This is a genomic window from Anaerosoma tenue (genome assembly GCF_023161965.1).
Taxonomy (GTDB): Bacteria; Actinomycetota; Coriobacteriia; order Anaerosomatales; family Anaerosomataceae; genus Anaerosoma; species Anaerosoma tenue.
In genome coordinates this window covers 82,753-97,461 of record NZ_JALNTY010000002.1, presented here as the reverse complement: position 1 = coordinate 97,461, position 14,709 = coordinate 82,753, and the positions used below count along the sequence as shown (strand labels likewise).

Sequence of the window (14,709 nt, the reverse complement as noted above, 5' to 3'; positions counted from 1 at the left end):
GTGCGATAGACGTTACTATCGATGGGGTGATGATCATGAAGAAGGGTCTCTCAAGGACGCTCGCGTTGACGCTGGTCACCGTGCTGGCGCTCGCCTTCACGGCGCCAGCGGCGCTTGCCGGCCAGGGATCCGCCGTGGCCCAGAACGGTCCGGCGGTCACCGCTGCGCCTAACCAGGCCGGGCCGTCCTACTTGCAGGACCGGATCGAGTTCGCGCTCCAGCGGCGCGCGACACGCTTCGATGAAGCGCTGCGCGCGATGGAGCAGAGGCAGGAGCGCATCATGCAGCTCGCCGGTGTCGTCGAGCAGGCCGGCGGCGACGTCTCCCAGGTCCGTGAGATGCTGCAGGAGTGCGAGCAGCTCCGGACGCAGGCCCGCGAGCAGGAGCGGATCGCGGCCCGTGAGTTCCTCGGCGTACCGGATGCCGGCAACCGCAGGGGAGCGTTCCTCAATGCGCGGAACCAGGCCCGCATCTCGGTGAGGACGATGAACCAGGCGAGGGTCCAGTTGCGTGAGGCCGCACAGCTCCTGCAGGATATCGCCGAGGACCTCGAGGTGGAGGAAGACACCGAGTGAGGATGCGCGTTGTCGCTGCCGGAGCGCTGATCGTCGTCATGGCGCTCACGGCAGGGTGTGACATAGGGGTGACGACGGATGAGGCGACCTCCCCGGAGGCCGTCTCGCCGCCGTCCGACCAGAACGCGGACTCCGGGGTTGGCGACAGTGCGGATACGAGCGTCTCCGTCCCGGTGGACTCGGACGGGTCCTCTGACAGCGCTTACTCCCCCGATGACCCGCTTCCCGCTCCGGACGATCAGGAGGCGATCTCGCTCGAGTTGGAGACGATCATCCGTGAGCTCGACGAGATGGCGCTGCCCGACGATACGGACTTCAGGGACGTTGAAGACGCGCTCGAGTGAGGTTGGCGCACCGTGATCGGGCGTACAGAAGGGCGCGGCTCCGATGGAAGCCGCGCCCTTGTCGATGCGGACAGATGCTACAGGTACTGCCAGACGTCGTCTATGCCCGCGTCGCTGGCGGGGATGCACTCGGTGATGGAGAGGTCGTACGTGCCGGTCTCGGGGTCTATGAGCCGCAGATCCACGATCTCGGGATCCTCGAGCCAGCGGCCATCGGCCGCGATCACGCGCTTCACGCGGGGCCGCAGCAGATCGTCCTTGTTCACCCTGAACACGATGGCCGTCGATCCGTCGTTGATGGTCACCACGGCGCCCATCGGATAGATGCCGAGCATGGCCACGAGGGCTTTCGTGACGCTCGGGTCGTATGCCTTGTTGCGGCCCTGCATCAACACCGCCAGCGCCTTGTCAGGCCTGATCTCACGTCTGAAGGGCCGCCGCGTGGTCATCGCGTCATATGCGTCACACAGGGCCACGACCTTGGAGAAGAGATGCTGCTCCTGTGGCGCGTCCGCCCGCGGGTATCCCTGCAGATCATGGCGCTGGTGGTGCTCGTAGGCCACCACCATCGGCATCTGGTCGACAAGCTGGATGCGCTTCAGCAGATCGGCGCCCTCGGTGGTGTGGCTCTTCACGATCTGCCACTCATCCGCGCTCAGAGGGCCTTCCTTGTTCAGGATGTCCTCGGGGATGCGCACCTTGCCAAGATCGTAGAGGAGCGCTGAAAGCCCGAGCGACTTGAGCGATTCCGCATCGAGGCCGATCGAGGCGCCGAGCGACAGCGACAGTATGCAGACGTTCAGCGAGTGGTTGAGCGTGTAGTCGTCGTGGCTCTTGATCGCCGCCAGCCCGAGGATCGCGGCGGGGTCCTTGAACAACGTGTCGAGCAGCCCGCTCACCATCTTCTGGAGCGCGTCCACCTCGAAGACCTTGCCGAGCTTCGCCTGCGTCTCGACGTCCCGCATGAGCTCCACGCCCTGGTCGTAGACCTCCCGCCCGCGGGCCTTGTTCTCGGCCTCCTCGGCGGCGCGGAGCTCGTCGTCGAGGTCGCTCGTCTCGGCCAGGGAAACGCTGGTGACGCCGGCGTGGCTCAGGTATGCGCGTGCGTCCTCGATCGTGGTGATGGAGTCCTCGTTGAGGAGCGACGCCAACGTGGCGGCGTGCGCCTGTGAGAAGCCGAGAGAGATGGTCACGGCCGAGATCCCGCGGGCGAGCAGGTCCTCGATGAGCTTGCGGTACGTCACGCTCTCTTCGGGAAGCACCTGGTTCTCGATGAAGAGGGTCGCCTTGTAGACGTTGAGCGTGATCTCCTCGAAGCCGATCTCAGCAAGGGCCGATGCGGCCTCGGCGAGCTCCCGGGTGGACTGCTCCACCAGCGGATGGGTGGGAGGATAGAGCGAGTCGTTGTTCTGGGCCACCGCCAACGCGCGCGCGAGCGCCCGTGCGGCAGCCAGACGCTTGGCGCTCGAGAACGGCGCCCTTGACGCCGGTCCGGCGAACGACGCCATCTCCTCGGGTGATTCCAGTCTATCCTCGTTGGCAGGCGTGTCGGTCACTCGGTACTCCCCCTTCTGTCGGAGCGGGCCCGGCCTTCGATCGCATCGAGGGCTCGTTGCGCCAGGTACCGCAGTTCACGGTGCTTCTTGCCGAACACCACACGTCGCGACGCGAGGCGCTGCAGTGCGGGGACGGCGCGATCCGAGCGCAGGACCTCCAGACTCTTGAGTACTTCTTTCTTGAGCTCGTAGTTCCTCTCATTCATCTCCGATGAGGAGAGCACCTTCACGAGCGCGGGCACCGCCTCGTCCACTCGCGCCTCGCCGATGTGGCGTGCCGCCGCCCGCCGGGTCTCGGGGTCCCAATGGCCGAGGCAACGCTCGAGCATCTTGACGCTCTCGGTCCCCTGGATGGACGAGAGCGCCTTCACCGTGGCCTCCCGCACACGGCTGTCGAGGTGCTCGAGGCCGAGCGCGACGGTGGGCACGAGTCGTCGTGAGCCGACCGCGCGGAGCATCGCCAGCGCTGCGATCGCCGTGGCGGGATCCCCGTTCCGGAGGATGCGTCCTGCCGTTGGCGCCACCAACTCGGCAAGCGGCTCGACGAGCGCCACGATCCGGTCACGCGAGGCCGCGTCGCCCTGCACGTACGCGTCTATCAGCGCCTCGGCCCCGGTGGCGCCGGTGGCCGCGAGCACCGTGCGCGCCGCGCCCGAGGACCGGTCCAGGCTCAGCTGGCGGACGCTCTCCCTGGCGAGCGTCGGATCCGCCAGCGGTTCCCGCGCCGCGCGGGCCGCGACCGCGAGTCCGGGGTCCTGGGCGCACTCGTCCAGGAGTCCGACGGCCTCGGCGATCTCCCGGAGCGCTCCCGCCGCGCTTGCGGCGGGGATCGCCTCGGAGAGCGCCTTGAGCGACTCCTCGGTGGGCCTGAGCCGCGCGATCTCGATGGCGGTGTCCAGGCCGCGAGCCGCAGCGTCGCGTGCTGTGGTGCCCGCCACCAGCCGGTCGAGCTCGAACACATCGTGCTCGTCGGCGCCGGCCACCTCGGAGGCCATGGCCTCTACGTGGGCCTCGGCCGGTACGCCCCGCTCCTCATCCGACTGTGGCGAGGGCCTGAGGAGCGCTGCGACCTCTTCCGCGACCTCGGGGGGAAGATCGAGCCCGCCGAGGATGCCTTCGGGGGTGTCCCCGTTCATCTGTGACACCACGCGCAGCAGTCGCGCGAGCGCGGCGGGCGGGATGTGCGCGATCACGTCGAGCATCCCCGACATCGTCTCTCCGGCCGGGCTCGCGTGGAGTGCTGCCTCCAGAAGCGACGCTCGTGTCGCCTCATCGAGGAACCGGAGCGCCTCCGCGCACCGGGTCAGCGCGAGGTCCCGGGCGGCGGGCTCCAGCCGTTCGATCGCGTCGGCGACAGCATCGGCCGGCGGGTCACCGGCCGCTACGGCGTCGGCCCATGAAGCGGAAGCGGAGGCGATCTCGGGAGCGATCTCGGTGAGCGGCGCGGCGGTGAGGTCGAGGCCGAGGATACCTTCCTCGGTCGAGGCGCGCAGCGTCACCTCCACAACCGCGATGTTCTCCACACCCGCGTCGATCAGCGCCTTCCGGATGCCGCCCGACCCACGCACGGCCGCGGAGTCGCCGCTGATGACATCGAGGAAGCGTATAAGCTCGGCGTCCGTGAGGTCGGGAGCCACGATCATCTGTCCCACTTGAAGCCGGTGGAGCGTCTCGGCGAGTCCCACGACCGAGGGGAGGGTCGCTCCCACCGGCGTGTCCCCGATGATGAAGCGGTTGCGGTCCACCCGGTACTGGAGCGCGCCATGGGCGGCGGTGAGGTCGCGAGCGGCAGTGATGAAGCGCGCGATGGCTTCATTGCGAAGCGGGCTGGCGGGGGGGTACAGGCGCACGGCCCCGAGTGCGGACGCAAGCATGCGGAGCAGGTCCTCGGCTCGCGCGGGAAGCGTTCCGGTCGGGTGCTCCATGGCTCCTCCTCTCGCATCTCCGGGGCCTGTGGGTATATCGTCAACAGTCGTAGCATAAACGGCGCGCGTCTGTGTGACTCGTTCCGGAAACGCGGCAACACGTATATCGTATTCCCTATCGCGGCGGTCAGAAGGGTGTTCGTGACACTTCGCAGCGATGCATACTACCGTCAGCTCGTTGAAGACGAGCTCCGCGCGGCCGGTGTGAGCGAGCCGCCGATCGCGCTGGAGACGGTCGCCTCTCATCTCGGCATACCCGTCCGTACGTTGTCCCTCCCGCCGTGGTTCAACGCGGCGCTGATCTACGAAGACGGTCTCCCCGCGATACTGCTCAACTCGTCACGGCCCATCGGGGTGCGCCAACTGGGGCTCGGCCACGTGCTTGCCCATGTCCTCGTCGTCATCAACGATCCCGAGGAGTCGTATCCTCGCGACCGGGAGCGCGACCACAAGGTGGCCGATCTCATGGCGGCCGAGTTCACGACCCCGGGCTTCATAGTCCGCGACCAGGCCCAGAAGTGGTTCAACGACTACCGCTATCTGGCCGGGCTGTTCGGTGTGCCGGAAGCGCGCATGTTCGAGGCGATGCGCGACCTGGGGATCATCAAGAGCCGCGGCGTGGTCTGGGACTACTGACCGGGCTGTCGGCGCCTGCTGGTATCATCGACGGAGGGTCGGTATCGGCTCTTCCAAGCCCGGGAGGTAGATAGGCATGCGAACGTCCTACGCAGTCGGCGTCGATGTCGGCGGCACGAGAGTGGCCGCCGGGCTCGTCGAGCGCAAGGGCAGGATCGTCAAGGAGGTCCGTACGCTCACCCCCAGGGACGCCGGACCGTTCGCGATCGTGGATGCGATCATCGAGCTCATCGAAGACGTGTCATCAGGCGTCCATCCGTCCGAGATCGCCGGGATCGGCGTCGGGCTGCCGGCGCAGATCGATTTCCTCAAGCAGTCTGTGGAGTTCTGCACCAACCTCCCCCTCAATGGCGTGGATATGCGTTCGCTGATCATGTCACGGGTACGCCACTCCGTGACGATCGACAACGACAGCAACTGCGCCGGGATCGGCGAGAGCAGGTTCGGGGCGGGCAAGAAGGCCCGCGACTTCGTGATGATCACGCTCGGCACGGGCGTCGGCGGATCGCTGTTCTTCAACGGAGAACCCTATCGGGGGTCGCGCGGTCTCGCCGCTGAGATCGGCCACATGGTGGTCGACCTCGACGGGCCGCCCTGCCCGTGTGGCGGTACCGGTCATCTCGAGTCGTTCGTGGGGCGCCCCGCCCTTGCGGCGCGCGGAAGAGAAGCCGCGCGGGCGTTCCGTGCCCACACCCTGCGCGAGGCGGCCGGCGGCGATGCGGAGCAGATCACCGCTGAGCATGTGATCGAGGCCGCTCTCGCGGGCGACGAGGACGCGCGGACGATCCTGCTCGAGGCGGGAGAGGTGCTCGGACGGGCGCTCGTGGGAGTCGTCAACCTGCTCAACCCGCGGCTCGTCATCGTGGGTGGCGGCGTGGGTGAGTCGTGCGGCTTCCTGGTAGAACGCGCCGCCGAGATGATCGATGCGGAGGCGTTGGCTGGTCGACGCGACGTGCGGGTGGTCCAGGCCGAACTCGGTAATGACGCGGGAATGCTCGGCGCTGCGGCGCTCGCGTTCGACGAGCACGATTCGCGCGAGGGGATACAGCGATGAGCGCCGCGGGTACGGAGAAGGCGTCCGCACAGGTGTTCTTCGCGCCGATGCGTTCGCGCATGAAGCGCAGCATGGTGGCGCGCATGGGCGGGCTCCTCGGCAGGGCAGGACTCGGAGGGGCGATCGCCGAGGGCGATCTGGTGGCGGTCAAGCTGCACTTCGGGGAGCAGGGGAACACAGGATTCGTCCACCCGGTGTTCCTGCGCGAGGTGGTCAGAAGGGTGCGTGACGCCGGAGGCAAGCCGTTCCTGACCGACGCGAACACCCTCTATCGTGGCGAGCGCGCGAATGCCGTGGACCATCTCGCGTGTGCGATACACAACGGCTTCTCGTTCGCGACGGTGGATGCGCCGCTCATCATCGCCGACGGTCTCGACGGGCGCGACGCTATCGATATCCCGGTCAAGGGTCGCCACTTCGACTCGGTGCGCATCGGCTCGGCTGCCGTGCATGCCGACGCGATGGTCGTGGTGACGCACGTGAAGGGCCACGAGGCCACGGGCTTTGGCGGCGCGCTCAAGAACGTGGGTATGGGTCTGGGTTCCCGCTCGGCCAAACAGCGTATGCACGCCGACTTCCGTCCGGAGGTGACGCCGGATGCGTGCACGGCATGCGGGCGTTGCGTCCGGTGGTGCCCGGTGGACGCCATCACGATCGGTCCGGACTCGTACGCCGTGGTCGACTACTCGGTGTGCTACGGCTGTGGCGAGTGCGTCGCGGCGTGTCCGTACGGGGCGATCGCGACGCAGTGGAAGACCGATGCCACGAGCATCCAGGAGAAGATCGTCGAGCATGTGGCCGGCGCTCTGGATGGCAAGGACGGCAAGATCGTCTACGTATCGTTCGTCACGCTCGTCACCCCCGACTGCGACTGCTTCGAGTTCTCGGATGCGCCCGTGGTGCCCGATATAGGCATCCTCGCCTCCACGGACATCGTGGCGATCGAGCAGGCCGCGTACGATCTCGTTACCGAAGCGACCGGGCTCGCCGGCTCGCGTGGCGAAGGTCTTGCCGCGGGTGACGACAAGTTCGTGGCGATCACCGGTGTGGACGGTACCCACGCGATACGATATGCAGAAGAGATGGGGCTCGGTACGCGCGAGTACGAACTGGTGCGCGTCGATTAGGCATCACCGACAAGAGACGGACAGGAGCTCGACGTGGACTACTTCGACCTGCTGAAGCGTGCGTGGAACATCACCTGGCGCTACAAGGCGCTCTGGATACTGGGTCTCTTCGCCGGCGCGATGGGCGGGGGCGGGAGTTCGGGAGGCAGCAGCTACCAGACAGGCTCCGACGACTTCGGTCGGACCGGTGACCAGTTCGGTCGCTGGCTTGAGACCAACTTCGGGCTCGTCCTTATCCTCCTAGGCGCGCTCCTCATCGTCGGCATCGCGCTGTGGATCCTCGGGATCGCGGCTCAGGGCGGCATCGCCCACGGGACCAACGAAGCCGCTGAGGGCCGGACCCCCGCCCTGGGGGACGCGTGGTCGGTAGGGTTCGCCAAGTGGGGACGGACCTTCATGGTCCAGTTCGTCCTCGGGCTCCCGTTGCTCGCGATAGTGCTCGTGTTCTCCATGGTCGCGCTTGCCTCGACCGCAGGCGGACTCGCCTCCGACAACTCGTTCGGTGTGGCGGCCGGCAGCGCCGGCCTCTGCTTCGTCGCTCCGCTGCTCATCGTGGTGCTCATCGCGGCGGCGTTCATCATCGGCATCATCTCGCCCGTTGCGATCCGTTACGGTGTGCTGCGCGACATGACCTTCGGAGTGGCGATCAAGCAGGCGTGGAACGACCTGTGGGCTAAGAAGGGGCTATTCGTCTTCTGGCTGGTGATGCTGCTGCCAGGCGTTGCGTACGGCGTGGCCATAGCGATCGTCGTGGTGCCGGTGGCCATCGCCATCGTGTTCCTGGCCATAGGGGAGCAGTATGCGCTGGCCGCATTGCTCGGACTGCTGCTCATACTCGTACTGATGGTGCCCAACGCGATCTACGCGACGTTCGTGCACTCGGCCTGGACGCTGTTCTTCCGCAAGCTGGCCGGCCTGGAGCCGGTCACGGCGACTGCTGCATCCGCATATGCGCCGCCCGCATATGCGCCCCCGACGGCGGAGACCTTGCCTCCGCAATCGGATCCGCAGCCGCAGCAGCCGGATATGCCGCCCGGCGATGAGTGAAGGAGCACAGGGACGCCTGCTCGTCTGCGCCACGCCCATCGGCAACCTGGGCGATGTGACGCTCCGCGTCCTTGACGCGCTTCGTACCGCGGATGTGATCGCCGCCGAGGACACGCGGGTGACCCGCAAGATGCTTTCGCGATACGACATCCACACGCCCCTTGAGGCGTACCACGAGCACAACCGCATGGCGAAGACGCCGGAGCTGGTGGACCGCATGGAGCGAGGCGAGCGCATCGCGCTCGTGTCTGACGCGGGCATGCCGGGCATCTCGGATCCTGGCGAAGACCTCGTGGACGGCTGCCTGGAGGCCGGAGTGCCCGTGGAGGTGCTGCCGGGCGCGTCCGCTATCCTCACCGCACTCGTTGCGAGCGGACTGCCCGCGCACTCGTTCTACTTCGGCGGCTTCCTCCCGCGGAAGGCGGGTGAGCGTTCAAGGGCGCTCAAGAGACTGATCGACCTGGATGCCACGCTCGTCTTCTACGAGTCTCCCGGTCGCGCGGCCGCTACGCTTGCTTCTCTGGCGGAGGCGTTCCCCGGGCGTGCGGCGGCGCTCGCCAGGGAGCTGACGAAGCTTCATGAGGAGGTTGCGCGTGCCGAGATCGGCGAACTCGCAGGGCTGTTCGCCGAGCGGCAGCTCAAGGGCGAGGTGGTCATCCTCGTGGGTCCTCCACGCGCTCCCGCGCAGCTGGCGATCGACGAGGAGGCGGTGGCAGATCGGCTGCGCGAGCTCGAATCGACGGGCCTCTCGCGTCGCGATGCCGTGAGGGCGGCCGCCAGCGAGTTCGGCCTGCCCCGCAACGATGTCTATCGCATCTCTCTCGGCTAGGAGCCTACACGCCTAGCGTCGCTTGATATCGGCGATGCAGGCCGCGCACACGGGACGCTCCTTCACGGTCCTCACGTCGTCCTCGCTCCCGCATATCACGCACGATTCGCGGTATCGCTCGAGGATGATGCGTTCACCGTCCACGGATATCGAGATCGGGTCTTTCACGTGGATACCCAGCGTCCGTCGCAGCTCCATCGGTATGACGATGCGGCCGAGGTCGTCCACCCGGCGCACTATCCCGGTGTCGTTCATCGGACCATCTCCCTCTGTCGAGAGCTCGCACCATACGGTGCGGTATGATGTGGGACTGTCTGCAGGATATGGAGTCGCTTCCATAAATACCCATACCGGAGATGAGGTAACAACCGGTGAGCAAGGCGCCATTCTACGTCACTACGCCTATCTACTACGTCAACGCCGAACCACACCTTGGCACCGCGTATACCACGGTCGCCGCCGACGCGATCGCGCGCTACCGGCGGATGACCGGCCACGACGTCCGTTTCCTCACAGGACTCGATGAGCATGGTCAGAAGATCGCACAGGCTGCCGAGGAGCACGGCGTGTCGCCTCAGGAGTGGGTCGACTCGATCGCTCCCAAGTTCACCGAGGCGTGGCGGATGCTCGACATCTCGTACGACGATTTCATCCGCACCACAGAGGAGCGCCACAAGCGTGGCGTGCAGGCCTTCTGGCAGAAGCTGCACGATGACGGCTACCTCTACCAGGGCCACTACGAGGGCTGGTACTGCGTTCCGGACGAGACCTACTGGACCGCCGACCAGCTCGAGGAGCCCGGCATCTGCCCCCAGTGCGGGCGCGAGGTCAAGTTCATCCGTGAGGACAACTGGTTCTTCAAGCTCTCCGAGTTCCAGCAGCCGCTCCTGGACTTCTACGCGGCCAACCCGGCGTTCGTGCAGCCTGAGACGCGCCGCAACGAGGTCGTCTCGTTCGTGCAGGGTGGCCTGCGGGACCTCTCCATCTCCCGCACCACGTTCTCCTGGGGGGTTCCGATCCCCTTCGCCGAAGGGCACGTCACCTACGTCTGGATCGACGCCCTCCTCAACTACATCACGGCGCTTGGCTATGGCAGCGATGACCCCGCCGACATCGAGCGCTTCGAGCGCTACTGGCCGGCCGACTACAACTTCGTAGGCAAGGACATCATCCGCTTCCACTGCGTGATCTGGCCCGCGATGCTCATGGCGGCCGGCATCGAGCCCCCCAAGAGCGTCTTCGCTCACGGGTTCCTGCTCACCAAGGGTGAGAAGATGAGCAAGTCCAAGGGGAACGCACAGACACCCGCCTCGCTCGTGGAGCGGTTCGGCGTGGATGCGTACCGCTACTACTTCCTGCGGGATGTCTCGTTCGGCCATGACGGGTCCATCTCGATGGAAAGCATGGTCCAGCGCTACAACGGTGACCTCGCCAACGACTGGGGCAACCTGTGCTCGCGCCTCTTCAACATGACCGAGAAGTACTTCGACGGCTTCGCGCCCGCCGCGCCCGACCTCTCACGAGAGACCGACGAGGATGCGACGATGCGCGCGATCGCCGGCAAGCTGCCCGAGACGTACGAGGACCACATGTCGCGCCTGGACTACTCGGCAGCGCTCGAGAGCGCCTGGGAGCTGATCAAGTACGCGAACCGCTACATCGAGAACAGCGCTCCCTGGACTCTGGCCAAGGAGGGTGATACCGAGCGGCTGGCCGCGGTGCTGTACAACGCCCTCGAGGCGGTGCGTATCTCCGCGCTGTTCACGGCCCCGGTGATGCCCGCGACGTCCGCGGAGGTGTGGCGTCGCCTCGGCCTCGGGGATATCACAGCAGTGGACGATATCCTTCAGGCAGCCGAATGGGGAGGCCTGTCCGAGGGCTCGCCCGTCACCAAAGGCGAGTCCCTGTTCCCGCGTATCTACGACGAGGTATAGCCGCAAAGGACCGGAAGGGAAGAACCGTGGTCGAATCGCTGCCCGTCCTGCCCGACCTCGGCGCCCCCTCGGTGGACGCTCACGCGCACCTCGCGATGCTCGACGATCCGGTGGCGGCGCTCGTGCGCGCCGCTCACGCGCGTATAGCGCTCGTGGCAACGGTAGTGGATCTTACCGAGGCGCCTGAGAGCACCCTTGGCGGGCTCGAGGGATGGGTGTGTGACGCGCAGAGACACCTCGATGCAGACGGGTTGTCCGTGCCGGACGTGCGGCTCATCGTGGGATGGCATCCGCACAACGCCAAGGAGGGCGACGACGCGCTCCTCGTGCGCCTGCGCGAGCTGGCCGACGATCCGCGGGTGGGCGCGTTCGGCGAGCTCGGCCTCGACTTCCATTACGACCACTCCCCGAGAGACACGCAGCGCGCGTGGTTCCGCGCGCACCTCGCGCTGGCGCATGAGGTGGGGCTTCCGGTGGAGATACATCTGCGCGAGGCTCACGAGGAGGGACTCGAGATCATCGAGGAGGTCGGGCCTCCACCCGCGGGGTGCATCATCCACTGCTTCACCGAAGGGCCCGAGCTCGCGCGGCGCTTCCTCGACCTCGGCTGCTTCATCTCGTTCGCGGGACCCGTGACGTTCAAGAAGGCGGATGCCGTGCGCGAGGCGGCCCGCATCGTCCCGCTCGACCGCCTGCTCGTTGAGACCGACTGCCCGTTCCTCGCGCCGCATCCATATCGGGGTCGGCCCAACGAGCCGGCTTTCGCGGTACTCAATGCGGAGGCCGTGGCCGATGCGAAGGATCTTCCGCATGCCGAGGTGGCGCGATCCGCGCTGGCGAACGCTCGCCAGCTGTTTAGCCGGGCGCATGTCCTATGAGCGCCAACGCGCACGATACCGGTCAGGCCCCGCAGACGGCACAGCCGCTCGTGCTGGGGATCGCGGGCAGTCCGCGGCGCGGGGGCAACAGCGACACGCTCCTGAAGGCGGCGCTCGAAGGCGCTGCGATCGCCGGCGCGCGAACGCAGACGCTCGTTGCGGCCGACGCCGGCCTCGCTCCGTGCCGGGGCTGCAACGACTGCTCGGAGACGGGGGAGTGCATACTGGCGGACGGGTGGCAGGACGTATTCGCCACGCTCGACTCGGCCGACGCGATCGTCGTCGCCTCCCCGGTGTACTTCGCAACCGTGCCAGCCACCCTCAAGATCCTCTACGACCGGATGCAGCCGTACTGGGCGCGTACGCACGTGCTCGACCGTCCACGGCCCCCGCGTCGCCCCGGAGCGGTCCTGCTGGCACGCAGCGGCGGCGATCCGTACGGGTTCGAAGCCGCCGAGGCGACCACTCGCAGCGTGATGGCGGTGCTCGGCGTCGACGTGCTCGATGTGATGAAGGCGTCCGGGGTCGACGCCCCCGGCGACATCGCACATCGGCTCCATGCACTCGAGGGGGCGCGCATCCTGGGCTCGGCGGTGGCGCTCGAGGCCGCTCGTCGCAGACAGGCGGAGTGATCCGACCGCCCATCGCCACCGGGCGCTCGTGCCGCCTCGCGTCCACACCGCCGTTCGTCGCGTCCAGCGTTCGGCCCCGTGGCCCGGAGCGGCGGGGTTGGGCTATACTCCGAAGGTCGCGTGCAGACAGGGCACTGTAACCAGTCGAAAGGCTGCTATGCGTACGCCGGTTCAACCGGCCCGCCTGTTGAAGAACCACCACGTCGCAGTAGTCGCACTAGCCATCGTAGTCGCAGCAAGCGCAGTATACGGGTTCGCCTGGGCCAAGAAGGGCGTCACGGTCGTCGTCGACGGCAAGGTCGCCTATCACAAGACAGACGCCGCCACCGTGGCGGACGTTCTCCAGGAGGTGGAGATCGTCCTCGACGAGGGCGATCTCGTCAGTCCGCTGCCTGAGCAGCCGATCGCCGATGGCGCGGAGATCGTCGTGAGGCAGGCGGTCCCGGTGACGATCGATTGCGGCGGCACGCCCGTGGATGTGAGGGTCATCGGCAGCACCGTCGCCGACGCGCTGGTCGCCGTGGGGCTCGACCCCACAGGAGGGATCGCCGTCACGCCCTCGATCGACGCCCCCCTTACGGAGGGGATGGTCATCACGGCCGCCGAGGTGTACACGCGGATCGTCAAGGAAGAAGTCGACGTCGCGTTCGACACGGTGGAGGAGCCCGATGCGGGTCTGCTCGTGGGTGAGAGTTCCACCGCGCGCGAAGGCGTGCAAGGCCGCGCCGTTCGCGTGTTCCAGGTGCTCATGCAGGGCGATGTCGAGGTCGGGCGGGTCGTCAAGGCCGAGGAGATCCTCGAGGAGCCGATCCCTGCCGTCGTCAAGGTCGGGACGAGGGAGCCCCCTCCGCCTGTGAACGTCGAGATGGCGGCGTCCGGCGCCACGCCGCCCGGTGCCCGGTCGGGCGCGGATGCACCGGAGTCGTCGGGACGGACGCTCAGGGTCACGGCCACCGCGTACACACCCTGGGACCCCGGATGCGGTGGGTTGCCCATCATCGAGAACAGGATCTCCTACTACGGCATCCCGGCCGGATGGGGCGTGGTCGCGGTGGATCCTTCGGTCATCCCGCTGGGGACGAAGCTCTACGTGCCGGGCTACGGGTATGCGGTCGCTGCTGATACGGGCGGGGCGATCAAGGGCACCACTATCGATGTCTGCTTCTGGTCGGGCGGCCCGTCCGCCGCGGTTGCCGATGCTCGCGCATGGGGCAGGCGGAGCGTGGCCATCACCATCCTCGCCGACTAGCCCGGAGGCCCGCGCCACATGCCGCACTCCAGGTTGGCCACTCCGTCGGCTACGATCGGCGTTCTCAAGCGACACGGGCTGTACACCCGCAAGGCGCTCGGCCAGCACTTCCTCGTGGACGACAACATCGTCGGTCGCATCGTCGATAGCGCAGCGCTTCGACCCGGAGAGCGTGTCCTCGAGATCGGACCCGGTATCGGTACGCTCACCGATGCGCTGCTTGCCGTCGGCGCCCATGTCACTGCCGTCGAGTACGACGCACGCCTCATCCCCGTCCTCGCAGAGCTGGCCGACGAGAGCCGGGGTCTGCGGGTCGTGCACGCCGACGCGGTGACCGTTCCGGTCGACCTGCTCGGCGCCGGGGATGACGCGCCGCGAGCGCTTGTGGCCAACCTGCCGTACGCGGTCGCCGCGACCGTCGTGCTCCGCTTCTTCGAGGAGATGCCGTCACTGCAGCGGGCCGTGGTGATGGTCCAGGCCGAGGTGGCCGACCGGATGGCGGCTATACCGGGGACGAAGGCGTATGGAGCCTACACGGTGAAGCTGGCTCTGAGGGCACGGGTAACCGGCCGTTTCCCCGTTCCCCGCACGTGCTTCCTGCCTCCGCCACGGGTCGATTCGTCTGTGATCCGCCTGGAGCGCGCGGAGCGTGCTGCCGCGGAACGCATAGCGGTTGCGGGGCGGGTCGCGGACGCCGCGTTCTCCCAGAGGCGCAAGACGGTGCGGAACTCGTTGGCCGCGGGCCTGGGGGTCGACGCGGCAACGGCATCGACGATTCTCGGCCGTGCGGGGATCGACGGCACGCTTCGCGCGGAGAACCTCGACGTGGAGCAGTTCCTGGCCCTTGGCGCAGCCGCTGAGGGGTCCGGCGGAGTTGTGTTCTGACACAATCTTCTGTATACTAACTCTCTTCGAGGAGGTTG

General features: G+C 67.3%; 15 protein-coding genes. 12 read left to right on the top strand and 3 right to left on the bottom strand.

Annotation, left to right across the window (positions count from 1 at the left end; translation table 11 throughout):
* Positions 1 to 35: 35 nt before the first annotated feature.
* A complete protein-coding gene (locus MSB02_RS05380) occupies positions 36 to 575 on the top strand; it encodes a hypothetical protein (RefSeq protein ID WP_267194210.1) in 540 nt (179 codons plus the stop codon).
* Complete coding sequence (locus MSB02_RS05375) at positions 572 to 919, top strand: hypothetical protein (protein ID WP_267194209.1); 348 nt, start codon at positions 572 to 574, stop codon at positions 917 to 919. Before MSB02_RS05380 ends, MSB02_RS05375 begins: the two co-directional genes overlap by 4 nt.
* 77 nt (positions 920 to 996) lie before the next feature.
* Here the strand turns inward: MSB02_RS05375 and MSB02_RS05370 are convergent, their stop codons facing one another.
* Entirely contained in the window at positions 997 to 2,475 is a 1,479-nt protein-coding gene (locus tag MSB02_RS05370; RefSeq protein WP_267194208.1) for an HD-GYP domain-containing protein, read from the bottom strand.
* Positions 2,472 to 4,400, bottom strand: a complete 1,929-nt coding sequence (locus tag MSB02_RS05365) for a HEAT repeat domain-containing protein (protein ID WP_267194207.1) — start codon at positions 4,398 to 4,400, stop codon at positions 2,472 to 2,474. The genes MSB02_RS05370 and MSB02_RS05365 overlap by 4 nt, the downstream gene beginning before the upstream one ends.
* A 141-nt stretch (positions 4,401 to 4,541) precedes the next feature.
* Between MSB02_RS05365 and MSB02_RS05360 the strand changes: the two genes are divergently transcribed.
* The 5 genes from MSB02_RS05360 to rsmI all read left to right on the top strand — a co-directional run bounded on the left by MSB02_RS05360 (position 4,542) and on the right by rsmI (position 9,093).
* Positions 4,542 to 5,036 carry an ImmA/IrrE family metallo-endopeptidase gene (locus tag MSB02_RS05360; protein ID WP_267194206.1) on the top strand — a complete coding sequence of 165 codons (495 nt, stop codon included), beginning with the start codon at positions 4,542 to 4,544 and terminating at the stop codon, positions 5,034 to 5,036.
* Between the two features lie 76 nt (positions 5,037 to 5,112).
* Positions 5,113 to 6,090 carry an ROK family protein gene (locus tag MSB02_RS05355; RefSeq protein ID WP_267194205.1) on the top strand — a complete coding sequence of 326 codons (978 nt, stop codon included), beginning with the start codon at positions 5,113 to 5,115 and terminating at the stop codon, positions 6,088 to 6,090.
* Positions 6,087 to 7,217: a DUF362 domain-containing protein gene (locus MSB02_RS05350; RefSeq protein WP_267194204.1), complete on the top strand. Its 1,131-nt coding sequence runs from the start codon at positions 6,087 to 6,089 to the stop codon at positions 7,215 to 7,217. The genes MSB02_RS05355 and MSB02_RS05350 overlap by 4 nt, the downstream gene beginning before the upstream one ends.
* 33 nt (positions 7,218 to 7,250) lie before the next feature.
* Positions 7,251 to 8,264, top strand: a complete 1,014-nt coding sequence (locus tag MSB02_RS05345; protein ID WP_267194203.1) for a hypothetical protein — start codon at positions 7,251 to 7,253, stop codon at positions 8,262 to 8,264.
* Complete coding sequence (gene rsmI, locus MSB02_RS05340; RefSeq protein ID WP_267194202.1) at positions 8,257 to 9,093, top strand: 16S rRNA (cytidine(1402)-2'-O)-methyltransferase; 837 nt, start codon at positions 8,257 to 8,259, stop codon at positions 9,091 to 9,093. The genes MSB02_RS05345 and rsmI overlap by 8 nt, the downstream gene beginning before the upstream one ends.
* A gap of 12 nt (positions 9,094 to 9,105) precedes the next feature.
* Here the strand turns inward: rsmI and MSB02_RS05335 are convergent, their stop codons facing one another.
* Positions 9,106 to 9,348, bottom strand: a complete 243-nt coding sequence (locus tag MSB02_RS05335; RefSeq protein WP_267194201.1) for an AbrB/MazE/SpoVT family DNA-binding domain-containing protein — start codon at positions 9,346 to 9,348, stop codon at positions 9,106 to 9,108.
* Between the two features lie 116 nt (positions 9,349 to 9,464).
* Between MSB02_RS05335 and metG the strand changes: the two genes are divergently transcribed.
* From metG to rsmA, 5 genes are all read left to right on the top strand, one after another.
* Positions 9,465 to 11,027: a methionine--tRNA ligase gene (metG, locus tag MSB02_RS05330; protein ID WP_267194200.1), complete on the top strand. Its 1,563-nt coding sequence runs from the start codon at positions 9,465 to 9,467 to the stop codon at positions 11,025 to 11,027.
* A gap of 26 nt (positions 11,028 to 11,053) precedes the next feature.
* Positions 11,054 to 11,905, top strand: coding sequence for a TatD family hydrolase (locus MSB02_RS05325; protein WP_267194199.1), 852 nt, complete (start codon positions 11,054 to 11,056; stop codon positions 11,903 to 11,905).
* The gene (locus tag MSB02_RS05320; protein ID WP_267194198.1) at positions 11,902 to 12,537 is read left to right on the top strand and encodes a flavodoxin family protein; all 636 of its coding nucleotides are present in this window, start codon (positions 11,902 to 11,904) and stop codon (positions 12,535 to 12,537) included. The genes MSB02_RS05325 and MSB02_RS05320 overlap by 4 nt, the downstream gene beginning before the upstream one ends.
* Positions 12,538 to 12,694: 157 nt before the next feature.
* On the top strand, positions 12,695 to 13,786 hold the full coding sequence (locus tag MSB02_RS10535) for a 3D domain-containing protein (protein ID WP_323748505.1): 1,092 nt from the start codon (positions 12,695 to 12,697) through the stop codon (positions 13,784 to 13,786).
* An 18-nt stretch (positions 13,787 to 13,804) separates the two neighbouring features.
* A complete protein-coding gene (rsmA, locus tag MSB02_RS05305) occupies positions 13,805 to 14,671 on the top strand; it encodes a 16S rRNA (adenine(1518)-N(6)/adenine(1519)-N(6))-dimethyltransferase RsmA (protein WP_267194197.1) in 867 nt (288 codons plus the stop codon).
* Positions 14,672 to 14,709: the final 38 nt, after the last annotated feature.

What these genes read in the sequence shown, in the direction of transcription:
- MSB02_RS05355 (WP_267194205.1), top strand. Translation starts at nt 5,113, where the DNA reads ATGCGAACGTCCTACGCAGTCGGCGTCGATGTCGGCGGCACGAGAGTG.
- rsmA (WP_267194197.1), top strand. Translation starts at nt 13,805, where the DNA reads ATGCCGCACTCCAGGTTGGCCACTCCGTCGGCTACGATCGGCGTTCTC.
- MSB02_RS05335 (WP_267194201.1), bottom strand. Translation starts at nt 9,348, where the DNA reads ATGAACGACACCGGGATAGTGCGCCGGGTGGACGACCTCGGCCGCATC.
- MSB02_RS05380 (WP_267194210.1), top strand. Translation starts at nt 36, where the DNA reads ATGAAGAAGGGTCTCTCAAGGACGCTCGCGTTGACGCTGGTCACCGTG.
- MSB02_RS05320 (WP_267194198.1), top strand. Translation starts at nt 11,902, where the DNA reads ATGAGCGCCAACGCGCACGATACCGGTCAGGCCCCGCAGACGGCACAG.
- MSB02_RS10535 (WP_323748505.1), top strand. Translation starts at nt 12,695, where the DNA reads ATGCGTACGCCGGTTCAACCGGCCCGCCTGTTGAAGAACCACCACGTC.
- rsmI (WP_267194202.1), top strand. Translation starts at nt 8,257, where the DNA reads ATGAGTGAAGGAGCACAGGGACGCCTGCTCGTCTGCGCCACGCCCATC.
- MSB02_RS05365 (WP_267194207.1), bottom strand. Translation starts at nt 4,400, where the DNA reads ATGGAGCACCCGACCGGAACGCTTCCCGCGCGAGCCGAGGACCTGCTC.
- MSB02_RS05350 (WP_267194204.1), top strand. Translation starts at nt 6,087, where the DNA reads ATGAGCGCCGCGGGTACGGAGAAGGCGTCCGCACAGGTGTTCTTCGCG.